This is a genomic window from Vibrio sp. 10N.261.55.C5 (genome assembly GCF_041470505.1).
Lineage (GTDB): Bacteria > Pseudomonadota > Gammaproteobacteria > Enterobacterales > Vibrionaceae > Vibrio > Vibrio crassostreae_C.
In genome coordinates this window covers 24,839-46,726 of sequence record NZ_JBFRMS010000056.1, presented here as the reverse complement: position 1 = coordinate 46,726, position 21,888 = coordinate 24,839, and the positions used below count along the sequence as shown (strand labels likewise).

At 43.2% G+C, this 21,888-nt stretch carries 19 protein-coding genes and 1 pseudogene; 6 read left to right on the top strand and 14 right to left on the bottom strand.

Annotation, left to right across the window (positions count from 1 at the left end; all coding sequences use genetic code 11):
* Window positions 1-686: 686 nt before the first annotated feature.
* The 7 genes from AB4263_RS20055 to dusA form a co-directional block, all read right to left on the bottom strand.
* A complete protein-coding gene (locus AB4263_RS20055) occupies window positions 687-1,463 on the bottom strand; it encodes a phosphoadenylyl-sulfate reductase (RefSeq protein WP_017059954.1) in 777 nt (258 codons plus the stop codon).
* On the bottom strand, window positions 1,456-3,183 hold the full coding sequence (cysI, locus tag AB4263_RS20050) for an assimilatory sulfite reductase (NADPH) hemoprotein subunit (RefSeq protein WP_372098770.1): 1,728 nt from the start codon (window positions 3,181-3,183) through the stop codon (window positions 1,456-1,458). Before cysI ends, AB4263_RS20055 begins: the two co-directional genes overlap by 8 nt.
* Complete coding sequence (locus AB4263_RS20045) at window positions 3,183-5,048, bottom strand: assimilatory sulfite reductase (NADPH) flavoprotein subunit (protein WP_065584778.1); 1,866 nt, start codon at window positions 5,046-5,048, stop codon at window positions 3,183-3,185. The genes cysI and AB4263_RS20045 overlap by 1 nt, the downstream gene beginning before the upstream one ends.
* A 123-nt stretch (window positions 5,049-5,171) precedes the next feature.
* Window positions 5,172-5,402 carry a hypothetical protein gene (locus AB4263_RS20040; RefSeq protein ID WP_004735813.1) on the bottom strand — a complete coding sequence of 77 codons (231 nt, stop codon included), beginning with the start codon at window positions 5,400-5,402 and terminating at the stop codon, window positions 5,172-5,174.
* Between the two features lie 192 nt (window positions 5,403-5,594).
* Window positions 5,595-6,260, bottom strand: coding sequence for a TIGR04219 family outer membrane beta-barrel protein (locus AB4263_RS20035; RefSeq protein WP_017063187.1), 666 nt, complete (start codon window positions 6,258-6,260; stop codon window positions 5,595-5,597).
* A 135-nt stretch (window positions 6,261-6,395) separates the two neighbouring features.
* On the bottom strand, window positions 6,396-6,617 hold the full coding sequence (gene pspG / locus AB4263_RS20030; protein WP_017059950.1) for an envelope stress response protein PspG: 222 nt from the start codon (window positions 6,615-6,617) through the stop codon (window positions 6,396-6,398).
* A 206-nt stretch (window positions 6,618-6,823) separates the two neighbouring features.
* A complete protein-coding gene (dusA, locus tag AB4263_RS20025; protein ID WP_019822275.1) occupies window positions 6,824-7,828 on the bottom strand; it encodes a tRNA dihydrouridine(20/20a) synthase DusA in 1,005 nt (334 codons plus the stop codon).
* A 104-nt stretch (window positions 7,829-7,932) separates the two neighbouring features.
* Here dusA and AB4263_RS20020 point away from each other — a divergent pair.
* From AB4263_RS20020 to AB4263_RS20010, 3 genes and pseudogenes are all read left to right on the top strand, one after another.
* A pseudogene (locus tag AB4263_RS20020) lies at window positions 7,933-8,999 on the top strand (tyrosine-type recombinase/integrase).
* Between the two features lie 36 nt (window positions 9,000-9,035).
* The gene (locus AB4263_RS20015; protein WP_371722244.1) at window positions 9,036-10,013 is read left to right on the top strand and encodes an endonuclease/exonuclease/phosphatase; all 978 of its coding nucleotides are present in this window, start codon (window positions 9,036-9,038) and stop codon (window positions 10,011-10,013) included.
* Entirely contained in the window at window positions 10,006-10,488 is a 483-nt protein-coding gene (locus tag AB4263_RS20010; protein ID WP_371722245.1) for a hypothetical protein, read from the top strand. The genes AB4263_RS20015 and AB4263_RS20010 overlap by 8 nt, the downstream gene beginning before the upstream one ends.
* 23 nt (window positions 10,489-10,511) lie before the next feature.
* On the opposite strand, the gene AB4263_RS20005 is transcribed toward AB4263_RS20010, so the two are convergent.
* The 5 genes from AB4263_RS20005 to AB4263_RS19985 form a co-directional block, all read right to left on the bottom strand.
* A complete protein-coding gene (locus tag AB4263_RS20005) occupies window positions 10,512-10,670 on the bottom strand; it encodes a hypothetical protein (RefSeq protein WP_372098769.1) in 159 nt (52 codons plus the stop codon).
* The gene (locus AB4263_RS20000; RefSeq protein ID WP_372098768.1) at window positions 10,671-10,802 is read right to left on the bottom strand and encodes a hypothetical protein; all 132 of its coding nucleotides are present in this window, start codon (window positions 10,800-10,802) and stop codon (window positions 10,671-10,673) included.
* 85 nt (window positions 10,803-10,887) lie between these two features.
* Complete coding sequence (locus AB4263_RS19995; protein WP_017059945.1) at window positions 10,888-13,251, bottom strand: hypothetical protein; 2,364 nt, start codon at window positions 13,249-13,251, stop codon at window positions 10,888-10,890.
* Window positions 13,252-13,294: 43 nt separating this feature from the next.
* On the bottom strand, window positions 13,295-14,767 hold the full coding sequence (locus tag AB4263_RS19990) for a glycerophosphodiester phosphodiesterase (RefSeq protein WP_372098767.1): 1,473 nt from the start codon (window positions 14,765-14,767) through the stop codon (window positions 13,295-13,297).
* A gap of 184 nt (window positions 14,768-14,951) precedes the next feature.
* Window positions 14,952-16,547, bottom strand: coding sequence for a hypothetical protein (locus tag AB4263_RS19985; RefSeq protein WP_136979323.1), 1,596 nt, complete (start codon window positions 16,545-16,547; stop codon window positions 14,952-14,954).
* A 541-nt stretch (window positions 16,548-17,088) separates the two neighbouring features.
* Between AB4263_RS19985 and zur the strand changes: the two genes are divergently transcribed.
* Entirely contained in the window at window positions 17,089-17,547 is a 459-nt protein-coding gene (zur, locus tag AB4263_RS19980; RefSeq protein ID WP_136979325.1) for a zinc uptake transcriptional repressor Zur, read from the top strand.
* Between the two features lie 17 nt (window positions 17,548-17,564).
* Complete coding sequence (locus tag AB4263_RS19975) at window positions 17,565-18,026, top strand: chemotaxis protein CheX (protein WP_136979327.1); 462 nt, start codon at window positions 17,565-17,567, stop codon at window positions 18,024-18,026.
* Window positions 18,027-18,164: 138 nt separating this feature from the next.
* On the opposite strand, the gene pgi is transcribed toward AB4263_RS19975, so the two are convergent.
* Window positions 18,165-19,817, bottom strand: a complete 1,653-nt coding sequence (pgi, locus tag AB4263_RS19970; protein ID WP_372098766.1) for a glucose-6-phosphate isomerase — start codon at window positions 19,815-19,817, stop codon at window positions 18,165-18,167.
* 326 nt (window positions 19,818-20,143) lie between these two features.
* Between pgi and AB4263_RS19965 the strand changes: the two genes are divergently transcribed.
* On the top strand, window positions 20,144-20,563 hold the full coding sequence (locus AB4263_RS19965) for a secondary thiamine-phosphate synthase enzyme YjbQ (RefSeq protein ID WP_372098765.1): 420 nt from the start codon (window positions 20,144-20,146) through the stop codon (window positions 20,561-20,563).
* Between the two features lie 118 nt (window positions 20,564-20,681).
* Here AB4263_RS19965 and AB4263_RS19960 read toward each other — a convergent pair whose 3' ends face one another.
* Complete coding sequence (locus tag AB4263_RS19960; protein ID WP_372098764.1) at window positions 20,682-21,887, bottom strand: BamA/TamA family outer membrane protein; 1,206 nt, start codon at window positions 21,885-21,887, stop codon at window positions 20,682-20,684.
* Window position 21,888: the final 1 nt, after the last annotated feature.

The following is a 21,888-nucleotide window of genomic DNA, read 5'->3' as shown; positions in this document are numbered from 1 at the left end:
TCTTCAATTTAAGATTTTGTCGGCTCAATGAATACTGACTTCAAAACTACAAAAAGTAATTCTAAAGCTATTATCTTTCCAACAGAAAGATAATGAATTGACTGTGCCAAATACCTTCTTTCTACAAGAGAAAGTAGTTATTCGTATTGGTCACTCAGTTCATTGAAACCAAATTTGATTCCGAGGAATCTGTTTTACTTCTCTTTAAAAAAGGGAAGATAAAACGTTTTGACATTCATCAACGAGTGCCCACACAGATTGATAGGTTTAAATTATTAAAGAGCTTCTCTTCGTTGTGACTTACATCACTTCGGAAGAGGCGGCCATTCTAGCGATTTAATTCTCAGTGTCAAACACTTATTTGGAATTAATTCCTACTTTCTAAAAGTAGAAGCGAATCATCGCTTAAAGCTAGTTGCCTTACTAACATTCTGCGCTGAAGCCTTGTGGCGTCTGCCGTGTCAGTGAGGCGGCATTATAGAGATGTTCATCACATTGGCAAGTGTTTATTAAAGAAATATGCAAAAATAACGATCACATGGCGAATAAACACTCAAAGCCTTATTTGTGCAAGTTTAACTACAGAGTACTTACAAAATAACCACAGACTTATCCACAATTGATCTAATTTTCATCCTAGAAAACAAAAAAGCTGCCTCATGGCAGCTTTTTAAATGGCAACGAGTCTAAATCCCAGAACCATATTGCTCTCCATCATCTTCATGGAGACCACATTCGCGTTTCAACCCATTAAAACGAGTTTCCTCTTCAGTCATACCCGGTTCCCACTTCTTAGTTGTATGTGTATCTCCAACAGAAAGGTAACCCTGCTCTCGAAGCGGGTGATAACCGAGACCATGCTCTTCTAGGTAATAGTGAACATCTTTATTCGTCCAATCGATTACCGGCAAAAATTTAAACACACCATTTTGGATAGATAAGATTGGCAAATTTGCACGCGATTGAGATTGCTCTCTTCTTAAACCGGAAAACCATGTCCCAGCCTCGAGCTCATCCAACGCTCTTCTCATCGGTTCAACTTTATTAAGCTTGTTGTACTTCTCTATCCCTTCTATACCTTGATCCCAAAGTTTTCCATATTGCGCTTCTTGCCAATTAGGGCTCTGTTGGGCGCGAAAGACTTGAAGGTTTAGAGTCAACTTCTGACTTAACTCATCAATAAAGCGATAGGTCTCCGGAAATAGATACCCTGTGTCAGTCAAAATAACCGGAATATCTGGTTTTGCTTGGGTCACTAGGTGCAACATCAATGCTGCTTGGATTCCGAAACTAGAAGACACAACATGTGTCCCTTCTAAATTATCTAAAGCCCACTTAACTCTTTCTAATGCGGTTAGCTGCTCTAACTCTGCGTTGATTTGTCCAAGACGAAGTATTTGCTCCGTCTTAGTCAATGCGAGTAGCTCTGCTAACTTCAGTTTTGAAGCGACAGAATTATGCATGCAGATCCCTCTTTGAAATTATCACCTCTTCGATGATGCCAGCTCGGATTGTAAAATCACCGAACCCTTCATTGTCGTTACGTTCCGTAGCCCAACGTCCCACCAGCGAATCAATCTCTTCTAAGATCTGAGCTGAAGTGATGTTCTCTTTATACATCTTAGGGATACGAGTTCCGGCTTTGTTGCCACCTAAGTGCATGTTGTAACGCCCCGGAGCCTTGCCGACTAAACCAAGCTCAGCCAACATTGCACGACCACAACCGTTTGGACAACCCGTAATACGAAGGATGATGTTATCTTCTTCTGGTAATCCATGTTTTTTCAGAATGTCTTCAACATCCGTTACAAACTCAGGAAGAAAGCGCTCAGCTTCAGCCATTGCTAAAGGACATGTTGGGAATGCCACACAAGCCATTGAGTTTTTACGCTGCTCGGAAACGGCATCATCCATCAGACCGTATTGACGTGCCAGCTTTTCAATCTTGGCCTTTTGACTCGTCGACACACCCGCAACAATTAGGTTTTGGTTTGCAGTCATGCGGAAGTCACCTTTGTGGATCTTCGCTATTTCAGCAACACCTGTTTTCAGAGCTTTACCCGGAAAATCAAGTAAACGACCATTCTCGATGAATAACGCCAAGTGGTGCTTACCATCAATGCCTTCCGCCCAACCAATGCGATCACCACGGCCAGTAAACTCATAAGAACGGCTTTCAGAAAATTCTACGCCTGCACGCTTTTCTACTTCTGCTTTGAATACATCAATACCAACACGGTCTAGTGTGTATTTGGTTTTTGCATTCTTACGGTTTGAACGGTTACCCCAGTCACGCTGAGTCGTTACCACCGCCGCTGCTACATCTAACGTTTTATCTAATGGCACAAAACCAAAGTCGTCAGCTTTACGTGCATAAGTAGAGGTATCACCATGTGTCATAGCAAGACCGCCACCGACTAACACATTAAAGCCCACCAGCTTTCCGTCTTCAGCAATAGCAACAAAGTTAAGATCGTTAGCATGGACGTCCACATCATTTTGCGGAGGAATGACAACCGTCGTCTTGAACTTACGCGGTAGGTAGTTGCTACCAAGGATAGGTTCTTCATCCGTTGTTTCTAGTTTTTCACCATCTAACCAGATTTCTGCATAAGCACGAGTCTTCGGTAATAGATGTTCACTGATCTTTTTCGCCCACTCGTAAGCTTCTTGATGAAGTTCAGACTCAACCGGGTTTGTGGTACACAAAACATTTCGGTTTACGTCACCCGCAGTCGCAATGGAATCAATACCAATACTGTTTAGTGTTTGGTGCATTAACTTAATGTTCGGCTTCAACACACCGTGGAACTGGAAAGTTTGACGAGTTGTAAGACGAATAGAACCATAAGAGGTGCTTTCATCTGCGAATTTATCAATCGCTAACCATTGCTTAGGAGTGATGATGCCGCCTGGCATACGAGCACGAAGCATTACATTATGTAAAGGTTCTAACTTTTGCTTGGTACGTTCGTTACGAATATCACGGTCATCTTGCTGGTACATACCGTGGAAACGGATCAGTTGAAAGTTATCTGCGGTAAAACCACCAGTGATACGGTCTTGAAGATCTTGTTCAATCGTACCGCGAAGGTTTTTACTTTCACGCTTCAGACGTTCGTTATCAGCCAAAGGTCCCAGTACTTGACCTAGCACTTCTTGCTCTATTACTTGCTTGCTCATTAGTACACATCCCTTTGGTAACGTTTCGCTTTACGTAAATCATTAATATATTGTTCAGCTTGCTCGCGGCTCTGGTTGCCATGCTTTTCCGCTATCGAAACTAACGCTTCATGAACATCTTTAGCCATTCGAGTCGCATCGCCACAGACATAGAGGTACGCGCCCTCTTGCAGCCATTGCCACACCTGCTCTGCTTGTTCGATTAAACGGTCCTGAACATAAACCTTTTCTTTTTGGTCACGGCTAAAGGCAACATCGAGCTTAGTTAGCGCGCCAGACTTGAGGTACTTTTGCCATTCAACTTGGTATAAGAAATCTTGAGTAAAGGTACGGTCACCAAAGAACAACCAGCTTTTTCCTTCAGCATCATTGTTTTCACGCTCTTGAACAAAACTGCGGAACGGTGCGATACCGGTACCCGGGCCGACCATGATGATTGGTGTATTGTCGTCTTGTGGTAATTTGAAGTTATTGTTGTTCTCAACAAACACCTTCACTTCACCACCCTCTTCAAGACGTTGAGCTAAGAAGCTAGAAGCTCCGCCTAAACGAGACTCTTCGCCTTTTTGGTATTCAACCAAACCAACCGTCAAGTGAACTTCTTCATCTACTTCTGCTTGGCTTGATGCAATAGAATAGAGACGCGGTGTCAGCTTACGTAACAGGCCAATTAACTCATCAGCCGATAGCTTAGTTTTCTTCTCAGCTAAAACATCGACAACTTGAGTATTACCCGCGTATTCACGAAGCTTGTCTTTATCTTCCACCAGCTTGATTAACTTCTTGCTGCCCGATAACTCAGCAAACTTAGTCACAAGTTGAGGGTTTGAAGTGGTAATCTCAAATTTACTCACTAGCGCACTATGGATAGATAGATTCTCACCATCGACATCGACACTTTCGATACCCGATAACCCAACCTTAGAAAGAATCTGATTTGCGAGTTCTGAACTGTTTTCATACCATACGCCTAGCGCATCGCCGGGTTGGTAGGTAATGCCCGACTCATCAAGATCAATCTCGATATGACGAACATCTTTACCCGAGTCACGACCCGTGATCTTTTGACTGGTTAATAGTGTCGCTGTATATGGATTTTGTTTGGTGTATTGCGAATGACCGGCAGCTGCTTGGCCTACTGGTAACTGAACGATATCAGCCTCGGCACCTGTCGATAGCGTCTCTTTTACTTGCTCTAATGCTTTAGCGCGCCATTCCGTTGCTGATTCTTCGTAATCAACATCACAATCAAGACGGTCGACAAACGATTTAGCACCAAGCTTAGCGAGGAAGTTATCGAAGTCTTTAGCCGTTTGGCAGAAGAACTCATAGCTTGAGTCACCTAAACCAATCACACCGTATTGTAGGTTTGATAATTTTGGCGCTTTCTTCGATTGAAGGAATTCATGCAACTCAATCGCGTTATCAGGGGCTTCGCCCTCACCATTGGTTGAAGCGACGAAAATGACGTGTGTCTCTTTGGCTAGGTTCTTACCTTTATAATCACTCGCATCGAAAAGCTCGACGGCGATACCTAAGGCTTTTGCTTCTGCCTCTAGCGATTCAGCGACGCCTTTAGCATTACCGGTTTGAGAAGCGAAGATAATGCTGAGCTTACCCGCTGGCTTAGCCGCTACTGCAGCGGCCGCTTGAGCGATTGGCGCAGCAGCACCGACAGGCTGAGCTTGGCTCACTCCCCAAAGGTAACCACTGACCCATGCCAGTTGCTGTGAAGACAGTTCAGAAACAGTTTGCTGAAGATGACCCAATTGTTGGTCATTAAGTGGTGCTGCTAGCCCAGGTAACTCATTAGCCCCAGACTGTGCATTATTATTTTGTGAAGACTCTTTCTTATTTAAAGACATGGTCACGACATCCCTAATCATTGCGTGACGATAGATTAACCACTCCTTTTAATAACAAGAAAGAATAGAAAAGTATGTTTTATAACTTTTTGGAAGTAAAAACCGATTGAAACGTAAATTGTCTTACTGGTTTTCAATGCGTACTTGCTGAAAGCCAACCGCCATTGCCGATTTAGATGCCAAGTCTAAATCCGCGTAATGGCACTCTTCACCATGAACATCAGTAAGCAGAACAAAGCCACCTCCCATATGGCGAAACTCCACAACCCAAGACCCTTCTTGAATTGAGGGCTCTATGATAGCTTCAACTAACAGGTTTTCTCTATATAAATTTCTCAATTCATTGAGTGTCATATTCCATCCCTTGCTTTGACCTCACTACATAGACCTTATAAGAATAGACGCAAATTGGCTCTCTGTATTAAGGATGGTCGAAAGTGATGAATGTGCTAACTAATTCCAGAAAGATATAATCAATAGATATAAAAAAACGCCACTTAATAAAGTGGCGTTCTTAAAATTCGTTCTAAATTTGCTTTATATGGACTAGAAGCGCACTTCAGCACCAGCAAACCAACCATCGACCATGACAAAGCTCTTGCCTAGTTCTGAGCTAAAGAACTCATCCGAATCTAAATCGATAACACGGTAACCACCACGCAGGGCAATTTCAGATTCTGATACTGGAATTCGGTACTGAACACCCGCCATCAAGTCAGTGCTCTTAATACCACTGCTATCACCAAACTCCATCGTACCAATGATATCGAAGTTGGTGTCAGGAACGTTGATCTCTGCGTTACCGTAGAAGCTCCAAGTAAATTCATCAAAGGTTGCTTGAGTACTCGTTTTAGGCTCAATGTAGTTAGAGTTTGAGTACTGAGTGAACGTCACACCTGCATCAAAGTTCATCAACTTGTGATCTAACAATGTGTAATAGAAGGTGTAGTCGTACTTATCGAAGGCCAATGAATCCGCATCGACAGAAGTATAGCGAAAGCTAGCGTTTGGTAGCATCGGGGCATTATGCTCAAATGCGAAATACAACGAAGGTGAGTTAGAGTCATCATCTTGTCTAACTTCGTTTAGCTTTGTACTTCCCCACCACATATCGGCACCGACTTTAGCCGTGTAAGAAAACTCTTCTTCAGCAGACACTGCCGAGCTTAAAGATAGCATTCCCACTAAAGCAATTAATGGCATTTTATTCATTTGAGATAGCTCCAATTCCATATCGTTGTGCTAATTGTATGCACATTCATAGATTATTGGGGAAAATTCTACCACACATCTTAAATTCCAAAACGATAAACCGCTGACGAGTAAAGATTTGACGGCACGATGACCTTAGTAACGTCTCTGGTTAGAACTGTGTACAAAATTTTTGAAAAACCACACACCGATTGCAATCACGATCAACCAAGGCAGTAACTTAAACACGACGCCCATCATACCTAAGACCAACATGACTAATAACGCTACTCCGGTTGCAGCCAATACCGTCATAAACGTGATACCAGTGACAAGTAGAGTCGCAACGAAAATAAGAACAAAGATTAATTCAAACATAATGGTCTCCCTAATGAGTTAATGACCTATCTTTCCTACTTTCTAACATTGCAGCTTCCATACCAAGTGTGCCAAACCAATAAAACCCTTATTTATCAGATAAATAAAAAGCCACACATCTTCATGCGTGGCTTTTCAGAAACTTACAGTGGTAAATTTAGCCTCTAGTGGCGAATTTAACCTTAAGTTTTTAACTTAGAGGGAGCTTAAACATTTAGCTCTTTAGGGATCTTAGCCAATGCTGTTTGCATCACTTCAATACCTGCACCTTTCTTATGTGCGTTTTCACTGATGTAGCGACGCCATTGTCTTGCACCAGGCATGCTTTGAAACAAACCAAGCATGTGACGAGAGATGTGACCTAAACTTGCGCCATTTGAAAGTTCACGCTCGATGTACGGGTACATCTCTTCGACAACCTGTGAGCGCTTCTTAATTGGTGTGTCTAAACCAAAGATCTGTTGATCAACTTCAGCCAAAATAAATGGGCTATGGTAAGCCTCACGACCAATCATCACACCATCAAGGTGTTGCAAGTGCTCCTTAGTTTGCTCAAGAGTCGTAATGCCACCATTCACGGCAATCACCAGATCAGAGAAATCTTTCTTGATTTGGTATGCACGATCGTAATCTAGCGGTGGGATCTCACGGTTCTCTTTCGGGCTAAGGCCACTCAACCACGCTTTACGCGCGTGAATAGTAAATTGCTCACAGCCACCTTTTTCAGAAACCGTCGAAACAAACTTAGTTAGAAACTCATAAGAGTCTTGGTCATCGATACCGATACGCGTTTTCACGGTAATTGGAATATCAGTGACTTCTTTCATCGCTGAAACACAATCTGCCACCAACTCGGGCTCAGCCATCAAGCATGCACCAAATCGACCATTCTGAACTCGGTCTGAAGGGCAACCTACGTTAAGATTCACTTCATCATAACCGCGTTCACCAGCAAGCTTGGCACAAGCAGCAAGATCAACCGGGTTTGAACCACCGAGTTGAAGTGCAAGAGGATGTTCTTGCTCGTTATATTCTAGGAAGTCGCCCTTACCATGTAAGATCGCGCCCGTTGTTACCATTTCCGTGTACAGAAGAGTCTGCTGAGAAAGCAAACGGTGAAAGTAACGACAGTGGCGGTCAGTCCAATCGAGCATGGGTGCAACAGAAAGTCGGTTACTAGCGTATTTACTGGTTTTATTAGTGTTTGTCATGATTCAGTCTCAATTAATACTGTACAAACATACAGTGAATTACCTAGAATTAAACGGAATTACTTCCTGTAGTACCCCTCAAGTACCCCTTTAGGAGTTGGACAATGGCAAGTTATACCATCGAGACCAGAAAGCTAAAAAGCGGTGAACCAAGGTTCAAGGTAACAATCATCGTTAAAAAGAATTCGCGCATTATACACAGGGAAAGCAAAACTCTAAAAAAGAAAGCACTCGCTAAAGTTTTCGGTAAAAAAGGGTAGCTGAACTAGAAGCTCAAGGGGTACTCAATCAGCCAAAAACAGTCCCCCTTTTGGTACTCCTCGATTTATTCATGGCTGAGCGTGATCTCTGGGACAATACAGGCCGAACAAAACGCTACGTTATTAAAATGCTTAGGGATTGCGACATAGCCCAAATTGAGAGTAATCAGCTACGAACTAGCGACTTAATCGAGCACTGTAAAAATAGAAAAGGCGCAGGAGCCAAACCCGCAACGATTTATCATGATGTTGCTTACCTACGTTCTGTAATGAAAAAGTCTAAGCCTGTCTTCAACATCGACACCAATCACCAGATATTTGATGAGGCCGTACCCGTCCTGATTGATATGGGATTAGTCGGCAAGAGTCAGAAACGAACACGTCGCCCAACGTCTGAAGAACTAAAACTCTTAAAGCTTGGATTAGAACAACGTGAATCTTTCCGGCCAAACGGCACAACTCGAATCCCATTCACCGACATTCTTGAGTTCAGCATTCTTACTTGTATGCGAATAGGTGAAGTCTGCAAGCTGCGTTGGGAAGACCTAAACCAAGAGCATAAGACGATGCTCGTTAGAGATAGAAAAGACCCAAGAAAGAAAGAAGGTAATCACATGATTGTCCCGCTACTTGGTGAGTCATTTGAGATCGCACTGAAACAGCCTAACAAAGGTGAGCTTATTTTCCCGTACAACTCACGAAGTGTTAGCGCAGGCTTTCAGCGAGTAAGAAATGAGTTAGGTATTGAAGATTTGAGGTACCACGACTTGAGAAGGGAAGGGGCGAGTCGGTTGTTTGAAAAGGGCTACTCAATTGAAGAAGTAGCCCAAGTAACTGGTCACCGAAACTTGAACATCTTGTGGCAGGTGTATACACAATTATTTCCACATAAGTTGCATAGAAAGAACTAGTTTCAACTAAGCATTTGACGTATTAGTAAGATTGCCATGTATAATCAAAAGCCATCTGACTTTCACATCATGTACTTTCATATTATGCAAAATAGCGACCTAATTCGCCTCTACAATTTAAGATTTGCTTGGTGGAACATTGGTATATCACCTGCGGCCGCAAGTAAATCTGACATGGTGGATTTTGATAATTTAACAACCGAACTTTTAGCGCTATTTACTGTTCATCGTGCATCACTATTAGCTATATGCGAAGTAAGCTGCTCTGATGTTAAAGAGATAGCACAAAGATTGTCATCCCCATACAAGATCTTAGACCTTACTTTTAAAACTGGTCGTACACGCTTTGATACTGCGATCATTTACGACTCAAAAAAGATAAATGTCAGTCATTTAAAAGATTTGACTAGCAAAATACAAGGGCGAACCATAAAAGCAGCTCAAAAGATAAAAGTAATCGAGTTGAAAGACGGTGATGAATTTGTACTATACCTCTGCCATTGGCCAAGCAGGCTAAGAGGAGATGGAGAAGCCAAACGACTAAGAGCTGCCGACATTCTCTATTTGGATTCTTCGGAAGAAATGAGCAATGGTAAACTAGCGATAATAATGGGTGACTTCAATGACAATCCATATGACGTAAGTATACAGAACAACCTTTGTGCACTTCGATGTCATGATGCAACCAGAAAATATCCAATGGAGATTTTTTACAATCCATTTTGGCGAAAGCTCGTTTCTAAATCGAACTACAACCACCTATCAGGAAAACAAAATAAGTTCCACTCTGGTTCTCACTACTATGTAAGTGCTTCGCAATCAAATTGGCATATGTTTGATCAAATTATGGTATCTGGTGGTTTCTTAGGTAGCACGAAATGGCATCTGCAAGAAAGTGAAACTGGTGTTATTGACAACGGCCAATACTTAACGAATATTTTAGATAACGGCTCCATACACGATCATTTACCCGTTATCTGTGAAATTACTAAACCAGAGGTAAATAATGTTTAATTTCAATGACAAGTTACTTGAAGGCGCACAAGCCCGAAAGCAGGCAATTGAATATAAAAAACAAGTTTCTGATGTATATATTGAACTAGCTGCAAACATAAGTGACTTTCTAGGCTTTGATGTCCATTTTTATGAGGGTGATGAATACGAGTCTGATGGAGGTGGACCTGGTGCTAAGTATGCTTCAATGGCCGCTGGAATAACTGCTGCCACATTGTCTATGAGTAACTTAGGGCTAAGCAACCGAAAGAAAACGGGGTATAAACTAGTATCACTATCTACCGAAAACCGAGAGCTTAAAACTGGCACTTTGTTTAAAACGATAGAACCAGATAGTGGGTATCCTATAACCATCACCCATAAGAAATCAGAGCGTTTCTGCTACAACCAAAGCGAATTAGTTGAAGCGTTAAGCGATCTGGTATCGACTGTATTTTTTCATGACGAATTACAGAAACTAAAGAAAAAGGACTAGTCCTTAGATCTTTTTTGCCCTCCCTAGAGAGGGCTTTTGTTTTCCAATCGACTCAAACGCTCGTCCATATTTTCCATCATCAAGCGCAGCCACTTAACATCTGTTTTGAGTGTAATGCCTACACCTACCCCGCTAGATAAAGCGCTGACAACTGCGATGATAAGTGTTTGATACTCCGCCATTTACTTGAACTCGTTGCGTAGGGTTTCCCATAGGCCAAATACTATTGGAGCACTTGCGCCAATAATGCCACCGAATTGAACACCGTCTGCCGATATGCTCGCGGTGATCAGTTCAGGATGACCAGCTACCAAAGCAGCTCCCGCGCCAAGTAACGCTAAACCCTTTTTAGTGGAAGGAGCAGATCATTTTCTTCTGTTCACTTTCTATGACGCGGACTTAAATAACCAACTTTTCAAGTTCGATTCGGTGAGAGGCTTTTCCTTTACTGTGCTTTACCCATAAACGCTTTGGTTGGTATCCATTGGCACGGACCTCAACATCATAATTACCCTCTGGCAATCGCATACCGGCTTGGTACCTAGGCTTAATATTCATTATTCGAACCTTAAAACCCGGTTGGTTCTGTGCATTTGAATTGATGTACATAGGAAACTCCGTTTGGGCTTCATTATTGTTTTTAGCTGAACTCACCGGTTCGCTCTCAGCACGCTGAGTTAAATAACGAGCAAAAACACCATCCAACTCCGCTACCGAATGCTCCAAAGAGGTAGAAAACCCATCAGTAATACGCATACTTTTGTCTATTTGAGCGCCAAGTGGATGAATCAACGGTTGAGTATGTATCACCCAACGAACGGCATAAGAAGCCGACGGAGATAGTGTGTCACTGACTTGCTCTAAGAAAAAGCCAATCGTTGAGTCCGTTTGAGTGTACTTGGATGAAAATACATTCACAGGCACAACAAGAATAACGAATATGACGATAAACGAGCTGCCTATATTCAGAGCCTTGCTCTTCAAGTTCGGTGCTGGCCGTGGTTTATGGTAATTCATCAACACGATAAATTTTCCTGGCAGCTTAAACACCGTTAGGACAACGAGAAATAGCGATAGTCCCATTGATATTGGCGGCACAATGATAGAACGCAATGCCGCTTTGCCTTGTTCAGCATAAGGGCCATCATCAGCAAACTGAGCGCGTGACGCCTCAATATAACCTAGCCAATAATCTCTCTCACGCCTCACATTTGGAACAATAACCTGTTGGTAAAATTGCTTATTATTCCACGTCGCCATCATGGGCTCGACGTAATAACGTTCGCCCATACGATTCTTTATTTGTTGCTGAACTTCGGCTACTTTTTGAAAATCATTCCAAGATAAGTTCGGTTCAATGTCGTAACCCCGCTGCTTTGCCTCGGCATGCCAACGAGCTTTGGTGTCCTTCATAACTTTGTTTCTGACTGCATTTTTAAACACGCTAATTTGGTTTATTTGCCAATTGGAGTCTAAATGGATCCCCTTTCGATGAACTTGAGTACGAACCTTACTTGCTGTTGTAGAGTGGGAGCGAAACTCCGACATAGAGTCGATTCCCATAGGATAACCGGTCTCTTTTAAGAACTGTTTTTGCCACACTGCCAGTATTCGTGGTGTGTAATGAGCGACACTATTGGTATACGTTTTATCTTGAATGGCTTCTCCAGCTTGCCCTGTCGCTTGCTCAATACCGGCTTGGATAACTGATAAGCCTAGAGAACCGAATGCTTCCCCCCAAGATGTTTCACCTTTCGTTCGTCGAAAGGTTTTCTCTAACCAATAATCCATCGGTTGGTGGGGAATCGAGTTATCTTTTAATAAGCGTTCATAGCGATCTTCAATGCGGCTGATACAATTGGCTCTTGAGCTTCCTTTGCGTTTATAACAGCGTTCTTTATCATCAAATAGGTCAAAAATAGGTTGTGCAACTCTTTGTGCTCTCGCCTCTGCTCTCGTTAAATAGGCCTTACTCGCCTGTTGATAATCACGATACCCCGTCGCGACGGTCGACTCGACCTCTTCCCACGCTTGATTGGCCTTTTGATGGCGAGACTCTACCGTCTGATTATACGCCCCAACATGTTTTTGATATTGATGCCACGATTGCTGAACTTCACTCCGTAATACTTTATAGTTCGCATAGTGCTCATCGAAATTGGCGTTTGCTCGATTTTGAATATAACGATCCAAAATTTGAACTTTCTTATCATCAATATGACTTAAGAATGCATCATTGCTGTAAACCAACCCACCGATCAAAGCGAGAAAAGTCATTTCTGACGACTCGGTACTCGCCTCTGAGTTATAAGGGATCCCTTCGATATTAATCGCATTCATCGCTAAACTAGATCGCAGTACAGAGGAAAAGAAAGCCTCCTGTCTCTGCTTTGCACTACTCGGTTCAATCAACCATTTATCTATTACCGCCTTTTGACCAAAAAAAACCGTTGGCCAAACCAAAGCTGTAATCACGACCAACGATGAAATAGCGCGAAACTTCGTCGTGGTCAGCCATCCTTTAAGTAGAAAATCCGCAACAATTAAAGTCACCCCGATCCCTGAGATGGTTCGGCCAAATAGCTCCGTTTTATGTAATTGAGCATCACTAACATCGATTCCACCCGCAATTTCAACCAACTTGGCGTTGAAAGCGACTTCAGGAAAAAGATAAAGAAGTGAACAAAAAAACAACAAAACAGCCAACCATTTCGGCTTCTTATTATTTGTGGTTATTACGTCCTGGCTAGGAACTGGTTTCATCTTAACGCTTCCATAATTTGTCTATCCCTGTTCTCATCAAACATCATTTTTCTGTCGGCATCGAAATGCTGATCGCATCGTTACTTAAATTTAAATCTTCATCTTGAATATCAAACAGCACTGCTGGCTTCGCGCTCTGCGTTGTTTGCGTTCTTTTTTTCACACCTTTCACGCTAGCAGGCTTGGAATATGACACACTCCTAATGAGACCTCGGTTAGTGATGTAATGGCCATCTTTGAGGTAATCTATTTGTTCATAGAGTCGGTGAAAATCAGCGTCATTGGGTAGGCCAGCAACGGTTTCGCCTGCTAACGTTGTGGGTTGGTAGCCATTTGATTGAACGACAAGCTGTGGAGCAAGCTGCTGACAAATAGAGAACTTACTGGTATCCATGATCGCCTCATCTGGCAGAGGTCGACCTGCCTTAGCTAACGAGACCAATTGCTCTTGGTGGTAATCCGTTCCGTTAATCGTATAAGTCACCACCTTCATGCCTTGCGCTTTCGCACGGCTATAAATTGTCGCGTATTGTCGGTAACTTCTTATATCAACATGTAATCCACTATTGGGACCAAGTATTCGTTTTACCGTTTTAGCGGAATGTTTGGGCTTATGCTTACGATAACGCCCCTCCATAGCAAAGGCGCGATCGATATTCTTTTTATTTTCCTGATAATAATCATCAGATTTCATCCCTCGCTTTGCATCTTTTTTAAATTTAGCAACCGACGTTGAATGCGCTTCCCACACATACCCAAGATAAACACTTGGATTGATTTCCCGCATTTTTTTCAGAACGTCCATATCCATTGATGAATAAAAATAGTTTCTATAGGGGAGACTTTGTCTGGCCATTTCGTCGAGTTTAAACAAATCTTCCATGGAGCCATCTGATGTTTTTATTTCAATATTAAGGGGTTGTTCAATCGTTGCGTAATGGTACCAATCATTCACGGCTTCATTGAAATAAGCGGGACGATACCCATCTAATGTTCCGTCAGGGCTCCTTCCACTCAGAGAGTTCCACTCACTACTCTTCATACGACTCACGCGATATCGCTTACCATCGCTACGAGCGGTTGCTCTTCCTGTTTCTATGTCGTGATGTACAACCCAATCTTTATCACGCGTCAGCATCACATCAATTTCTGCTCCATCAAAACCACTTACCGCCGCCATTTGAATCGCATTACGAGAGTTTTCAGCATAATTAGAGCTGCCACGGTGGGCGATAACATCAATAGGGCACTGTCCTTTGATGTAAGAGATATCCCCTCCCATGGTTTGATAAAGATTGCGCGATTTTAACGCCAACTGCATATCACGAAACATTTCTCGCCCCTCTGCCGAGTTATGATTCGAGATTAGTTTTGCATCTGCAGGTAATCCAAGCCCTCGCTCCAAGGTTGGTTGCGATTGTGCTGATGTCACTTTATCGGTAGATGAACATCCCTGAATAAGAGCAATAAGGCTAACGACTATCGCTCCGTGACTAATTTGAGACAAGCGAAGCATGGTATATCGCTCCTTAATTAAATATAAATGCATCGGTGCTAAGGGCTCTGCATGTTTTCAGAACATTGCATGTCATTGCAGGAATCCAAGAGACCGAGTGAAAGAAAGATATCGACGCATAAAGAGAAGACAAGGCTTCTCTTTATGCGTCTGAATGGAAGTGAGAACTAACTAAACTAATTAACTAACTTAGCCAACCAAGCCACTGGTCTTTCTGCTCGATGGCTTTGAAGCGGACATTTTTCACATTATCAACAAACCTTTGACGCTGCTCTTGGTTGGCTTTTTGCGCTTCATACCCTCGTCCCCATAGGAACAAACTAAATACCACAGGAGCTGCGACAACAGCCCCTGGCAAACTGCTTAATGCAATTCCACCAGCAGCTAATAATGACCAAATGGATAGACCTGCCGTAATACCAGTACGAGAGTAACGACTAATACATTCGTTATCCCAAATGCGATCTTTAGTTAGATTGTAATAAAGCTGTTGGAATTCTTTTTGCTCCTTTCCAAGGTCGACTTGAGTTATCCCTATTAGCACAACGTCACCCACATCGGTTTCACTCAATTGGTTTTGAGTCGGTACGTAAGGGAACTCCTCACCATCTGAATTTCTTAAAAGCAGGAAACCATTGATCTCTGAACGGCGATGTTGTGTTTCAGATACAAGCCGACTTTCTTTGTAGCTTTTCCCATACGCATTGGTATACGTTGTTGTCTCATACTGTCGATCGACCCACTCTTTTACATTCGATTCAAGCTCACGAACCACAACGATACCAATGTAGTAATCACCTTTTAGTTGACCTTGTTTTTTAGGGCCGACACCAAACTCATGAGTATAGTCTTGATTCTCAACAACTAAGTGAGGTGAGACATGTTGTTCCACTAGATCTTTTACCTGACCAGAAGGCGATGCTTTCGGTGTTATCACAACATGTTCAGAGAGGGGGGCTTCTAAACTGAGATTGGAAGAGTCACTTGCTTCGATATGCTCCACTCTGGTGGCGCTACCACATTGTGGACAGTAAATGAGACCCGCGTTGTGGCGGGACTGACATTGGTCACAGAAATGATCGTCAGGATGATGAGGACGTCGTAAATTGGTGGCGTTCAGCTGAACTCGGTCACATTGCAAAATTCGATCAAAATAATCAACCTCATGACGATAAAATGACATCTCACTCTGATGGCGTTTCGCATCGTGACGCACACTAGAAAAAGCATGATAAAAACAAATAAGAGCGGCAATAGCAGCCCAAACTTGCCACATCACCGAAAAGTCAAAATAGGTCGCCACTCCCCAACCAATCCCGACAAGAACGGCACTGCCAAATAAGCCATCAATCATCGATTCAACAAAACCGACTTTAGGCGAAGGGGGGCTGTATGGGCATTCACTGTACTGCTGCCCTTGCTCTCCGTGCGCAACAAGAGCTGGAGCAAGGTGATCATTAGTCACTTCCGTCTGTGCACTACCTTTTTGTACGTCGTATGTACTAACCCAAGCACTAGAGCGAAATACCGTAATGACATCACCTCGGTTGATGTTGTCATGTATTGCATCTTCTGAGTAAATGCTGACCTGTTTCTGCTCGACACCATTGTCTAATGTTATCCACCACAAGCCTATTTCAGTGATTTCTTTCTGAGTTCGTTTTTCCCGCTTATATCTAAGCGTATCAACCACAAACCCTGTAAACACCTCAGAGCTAGGCAAGTCTTCCTTTAGATTAACGAAATCACTGTTCACCTCATCACACTGAAGGATTTTCATGCTTTCTTGATGGTGATGCCCACAATGTGGACAATATTGATCTTTAAAATACCGTTCAGCGCTACATCCATGACAATGCATACCAGAAAATTCCCTTATAAAGCAATAATATAAACCGATAAAATCTAACACAACTTGAACTTAAATGGGACAGCAATAATATTCAGTTACATTATCAACAGGTGAACTTCAAAGCTCACAAGCCATTTAGCTCAGGAGAACAGAAACGCTTTTACTCTTTATTCCCTACAACAAAACGCTCGAAGGCCCCAACAAGGCTTTGTTTATCGCTATGCGCGGTTAGTGTTCTAACAACGTGCTCTATCAACGTTACCTCACACTTTCTGCTTAAACCCATTCACTCAAACTCTAATTGATAGTTATCTATTTAGTTATGCCTTGAGTCACACTGTCATTTTGAGTTACCTTGTCTTATTCAAAGTCGTGGGTCACAATACGCCCAGTACTGACTTTAATAGAATCAACGGTTCCCAAGACCAAGTCTCTAAGACATAGCGTTTGAATAGGGATATCCGATTGAATGGTGAAAAATTTGGATCACACATTAATAGAGCAAGTTGAAGGCATATGCGCATCGCGAGGCGTGAGACTCACCCCGCAGAGAAAGCGTGTGTTTGAACTCATCCTCTCTAACAAAAAAGCCTCCAGTGCTTATGAATTGTTAGAGCAACTCAAGGTCAGTGAACCGCAAGCTAAGCCTCCTACCGTTTATCGTGCTTTGGATTTCTTATTAGCACAAGGGTTCATTCACCGAGTTGAGTCAACCAATAGCTTTATATGCTGCTGCTCTTGCAATGCCAACAAACATTTTTCTCAGCTACTGATCTGCGATAAGTGTGGCACTGTGATAGAGCTACAAGACGATGCGCTGGTGACACTACTTGCGAGTAACGCCGAGAAGCATGGCTTTCAGTTGACGAACCATGTCATTGAGTCACATGGCATTTGCCAAGCTTGCTCCTCTGAGACGAAAGAATAAGATTATAGAAGAACATTATGCGCGCTGAATTTGTAAACCCGTTTTTAGCATCTTTGATGAACGTTCTAAAAACGATGGCTTCCCTTGAATTGAAGCCACAAAAACCAAGAGTAAAAAAAGACGAAATTGCTCGTGGTGATGTATCAGGCCTGATCGGCATGGTTGGCACACAATCTCGTGGCTCAATGTCGATCACCTTTGATGAAGCTCTTGCCCTAGAAATTATGGAAAACATGCTCGGTGAGCGACCAAATGGCTTGAATGAAGATGTGACCGACATGGTCGGTGAAATCACCAACATGGTCACCGGTGGTGCCAAACGTATTCTGGCTGAAAGCGGCTTTGACTTCGATATGGCCACGCCTATCGTGGTTTCAGGTAAAGGTCACACCATTCGTCACAAGTGTGAAGGTGCGATCATCATCATGCCTTTCACCTCTCAATGGGGTAATGCCTTCATCGAGATCTGTTTCGAATAGAGACAATCGAGTAAATATAAAACGAAAGGCTGACGTACATACGTCAGCCTTTTTTATTGCCGTAAAATCAACGGACATAAAAAACGCCAACCGAAAGGCTGGCGTTTACAGTTATTACTTGGTGTTACTTAAACAGTCTTAAGCTTTCAGCGCTTTAAATGCATTGATAAGACCGTTGGTTGAGCTGTCATGAGACGTTACTTGCGCATCGTCAGTAAGCTCTGGCAGGATTTGGTTAGCGAGTTGCTTACCAAGCTCTACACCCCATTGGTCAAAGCTGAAGATATTCCAGATAACCCCTTGAACGAAAATCTTGTGCTCGTACATCGCGATGAGATTACCCAAAGAGCGCGGTGTAATTTGCTTAACAAGAATTGAGTTGGTTGGGCGGTTGCCTTCAAACACTTTGAAAGGCGCCAGTTCAGCCGCTTCTTGTGCCGTTTTGCCCGCCGCTAGGAATTCGGCTTCGACTGTCTCTTTACTCTTACCGAATGCCAACGCTTCCGTTTGAGCAAAGAAGTTAGACATTAGCTTCTGGTGGTGATCAGAGGCAGGGTTGTGGCTGACTGCTGGTGCAATAAAGTCTGATGGGATCAGCTTAGTACCTTGGTGAATCAACTGGTAGAAAGCGTGTTGACCATTAGTACCCGGTTCACCCCAGATGATTGGACCGGTTTGGTATTCAACTGCATTGCCTTCACGGTCAACGAACTTACCGTTAGATTCCATGTTGCCTTGCTGGAAGTAAGCTGGGAAACGGTGCATGTACTGGTCGTAAGGCAGAATGGCTTCTGTCTCAGCGCCGTGGAAGTTGTTGTACCAAATACCGATAAGCGCAAGGATCACCGGAATGTTGCTTTCAAACTCAGTCGATGCAAAGTGGTTATCCATCTCGTGTGCGCCATCAAGCAGCTCAACGAAGTTGTCGAAACCGATAGCAAGCGAAATAGAAAGACCGATTGCAGACCATAGTGAGTAACGACCGCCTACCCAATCCCAAAATTCGAACATGTTGTCGGTATCAATACCAAACTCAGCGACCGCAGTTGCGTTAGTTGATAGTGCTGCGAAGTGTTTAGCAACATGTGCGTTATCACCCGCTTCAGCCAAGAACCAATCACGTGCAGAGTGCGCGTTAGTCATTGTTTCTTGAGTGGTGAATGTTTTAGATGCGACTAAGAATAGCGTTGTTTCTGGGTTCAGAGGCTTAAGTGTCTCAACGATGTGAGTGCCATCTACGTTAGAAACGAAGTGCATGTTTAGACGAGTTTTGTATGGCGTTAGCGCTTCTGTCACCATGTATGGACCCAGGTCCGAACCGCCGATACCGATGTTAACAACATCCGTGATCTCTTTGCCTGTGTAGCCTTTCCACTCACCCGACACGATGCGGTGGGTGAACAGTTCCATTTTTGCTAGTACAGCGTTAACGGCTGGCATCACGTCTTTGCCATCTACGATGACCGGCTTGTCACTGCGGTTACGTAGCGCTGTGTGCAAAACAGAACGGCCTTCCGTCTTGTTGATTGCATCACCGCTGAACATGGCTTCGATTGCAGATTTAACTTCAGTCTCGTTTGCCAAAGCAAATAGGTGCTGCATGGTTTCAGCATCGATAAGGTTCTTAGAGTAATCGACTAAGATGTCTGAGCCGAAACGAGTCGAAAATTGCTCGAAACGCGTTGTATCTTGAGCAAATAGCTCTTTCATATCCATATCTTGAGCGGACTCAAAATGTGCCGTTAGCGCTTTCCACGCCTGTGTATGCGTTGGGTTGATATTTTTCAACATGGTATCTATCCCGATGTTACTGTAGGTTTTATTCTAAACGTCACCTGGGTGATGAATAGAACCCCCGATTAGGCGAAAGTTTATATTTTTCTATGATGACCAGACCGCATCACCACTGAAAGATTCTTTGTAATTTTTTTTCACGACGTATTATGCCGCATATGAAGAGCTGTACCTTGAGATAAATCAGGATTAGATTTCCTGACAGAAGAATCGGTACAGACTCTAGCTCTAACATAATTAAGTGTGAGCGATACCTGATAAATTCAAGTTCAAAAGATAGCGTTAAACCACTTTTTTTCCAAATACATTATAAAGGATGGCGTATGTGGATTCAGAAGACTATACACCTAAATGCACGAAAGCGTGGATTTCATCTCATTACTGATGAAATTGAACAACAGATACACGATATCAATTCTCTATCTGTTGGTTTATTACATCTTTTTATCCAACATACCTCTGCCAGCCTCACGCTAAACGAGAACGCTGATCCTACCGTCCGTACCGATATGGAGTCGCACTTTAATAAGTTTGTCCCAGAGCGAGCGCCCTACTACAGACACACCTATGAAGGTGATGATGACATGCCTGCCCACATTAAAGCATCGACACTTGGCACCAGTGTGACAATACCAATTAGCAATGGTCGTTTAGCTTTAGGAACATGGCAGGGAATATACTTGAGTGAACACCGTGATTGTGGTGGCAGCCGCACAGTGATTGCGACTATTCAAGGTGAGTAGACTATTTGAAAGCAAGATTTTATTAATAAAAACAGTGCCTTTTTAATACAAAAAGAGTGGTGTGTTTCCACGACCACTCTTATCAAGATAGTATTTGGCCTACTGTAGGCCGAAAGGTTTAGAAGGGCTGGTTTATCATAACCCTAAAGGCCCCTTCGTCACCACCTCGCGCCAACTCAGCACGTACAACAATACCTTCCACTTGGAAACGCACCGCGCCACCTAAGCTCCATTTCATGTCCGAGTGCAGTGTTTTGATGTCGTACTCATCGGCAACGCGCCCTAATTCAGCAAACGCTACCCATTGCCACCAAGGCAAATCGTAGTAGTTTATCAGTGGGATATCGCCAAGTGGTTGCCAGTCAGGAAGTACTCGGTACTCAGCAGAATAATGAACTGCAGAGCGACCGTGATAACGACCTCCGGTATAACCTCGTAAACGATACAAGCCACCCAATCGAGCTTGCTCCGTTTCTGGTGGGCGAGCACAATCTTGCCCAGAGCAGTTATCCCACGTTGGCGTGTCAGCGGTATAGAAATCAAATGCTAAAACTTGTTGATCGAATAAGTCCCCTAAAGGACCTAAAGCAAAGTACTGGCTATTTTGGAAGGTCCACTTAAGCCACAAGTCATCGTTAGACCAACTCTCTGCGCCAGTGGTGAACTCAAGGTTAGTGTGAGAACCTCTGGTCGGGTTGCGTGTGCTATCACGGTTCTCCCAATCAAACGCCAAACTAAAGCCTGTTGCCTCCTCGGTATTATTTAAACCTTCCAACTCGCGAGCAGTATAAAAAGGCGTAAATAGAATCGAACTGACACCCGATTCGATTGGCGAAGCAAAGCTCACATCTTTGATTGGCTGAAAAGCACCGAGTAAACCGTGTTCTGCAACGTTGCCCCAAGGTAGCAAATACTTAAACTCAAACTGATAGTTTTGCTCTAAGCCATCAGCAATGGTTTTGTCATCGATAGATGAATCATTATCGCCTTGAGAACCAATGTAATACGGGTTGTCGTTGAAGCGCGCTTGATACATCTGAGTGCTAAACAATACGTTCTCAGACAAGGCATAGTTAAAAGCCGATAGAAAACCGACGTAACTGTCTTTGTCTGAATAGAGTGCCATACCAAACAGAGCGGCTTGAGGTTGCCAAACACCCTTTGCGACACCCGCAACCCCAAAGGTGTTACCCATGGTTTCGGTGCTGAAGTAGAAAGGAACAAAGGCTGAATCTTTTTCTTCACTCACAGCGGAAGAAGAAAAGCTGACACCGAGTAATGTCATTGCAGACATTAGCCAGCTTCGAGTCGTTCGCTTGAACATA

Bases quoted from the DNA above. Each gene is read 5' to 3' on its own strand.
- AB4263_RS20035 (WP_017063187.1), bottom strand. From the start codon at position 6,260: ATGAATAAAATGCCATTAATTGCTTTAGTGGGAATGCTATCTTTAAGC.
- AB4263_RS19995 (WP_017059945.1), bottom strand. From the start codon at position 13,251: ATGAAACCAGTTCCTAGCCAGGACGTAATAACCACAAATAATAAGAAG.
- AB4263_RS19965 (WP_372098765.1), top strand. From the start codon at position 20,144: ATGTGGATTCAGAAGACTATACACCTAAATGCACGAAAGCGTGGATTT.
- pgi (WP_372098766.1), bottom strand. From the start codon at position 19,817: ATGTTGAAAAATATCAACCCAACGCATACACAGGCGTGGAAAGCGCTA.
- pspG (WP_017059950.1), bottom strand. From the start codon at position 6,617: ATGTTTGAATTAATCTTTGTTCTTATTTTCGTTGCGACTCTACTTGTC.
- AB4263_RS20015 (WP_371722244.1), top strand. From the start codon at position 9,036: ATGTATAATCAAAAGCCATCTGACTTTCACATCATGTACTTTCATATT.
- AB4263_RS20040 (WP_004735813.1), bottom strand. From the start codon at position 5,402: ATGACACTCAATGAATTGAGAAATTTATATAGAGAAAACCTGTTAGTT.
- dusA (WP_019822275.1), bottom strand. From the start codon at position 7,828: ATGACAAACACTAATAAAACCAGTAAATACGCTAGTAACCGACTTTCT.
- AB4263_RS19990 (WP_372098767.1), bottom strand. From the start codon at position 14,767: ATGCTTCGCTTGTCTCAAATTAGTCACGGAGCGATAGTCGTTAGCCTT.
- AB4263_RS20055 (WP_017059954.1), bottom strand. From the start codon at position 1,463: ATGCATAATTCTGTCGCTTCAAAACTGAAGTTAGCAGAGCTACTCGCA.
- AB4263_RS20045 (WP_065584778.1), bottom strand. From the start codon at position 5,048: ATGTCTTTAAATAAGAAAGAGTCTTCACAAAATAATAATGCACAGTCT.
- AB4263_RS20005 (WP_372098769.1), bottom strand. From the start codon at position 10,670: ATGGCGGAGTATCAAACACTTATCATCGCAGTTGTCAGCGCTTTATCT.
- cysI (WP_372098770.1), bottom strand. From the start codon at position 3,183: ATGAGCAAGCAAGTAATAGAGCAAGAAGTGCTAGGTCAAGTACTGGGA.
- zur (WP_136979325.1), top strand. From the start codon at position 17,089: ATGGTGAAAAATTTGGATCACACATTAATAGAGCAAGTTGAAGGCATA.
- AB4263_RS19960 (WP_372098764.1), bottom strand. From the start codon at position 21,887: ATGTTCAAGCGAACGACTCGAAGCTGGCTAATGTCTGCAATGACATTA.
- AB4263_RS19985 (WP_136979323.1), bottom strand. From the start codon at position 16,547: ATGAAAATCCTTCAGTGTGATGAGGTGAACAGTGATTTCGTTAATCTA.
- AB4263_RS19975 (WP_136979327.1), top strand. From the start codon at position 17,565: ATGCGCGCTGAATTTGTAAACCCGTTTTTAGCATCTTTGATGAACGTT.
- AB4263_RS20010 (WP_371722245.1), top strand. From the start codon at position 10,006: ATGTTTAATTTCAATGACAAGTTACTTGAAGGCGCACAAGCCCGAAAG.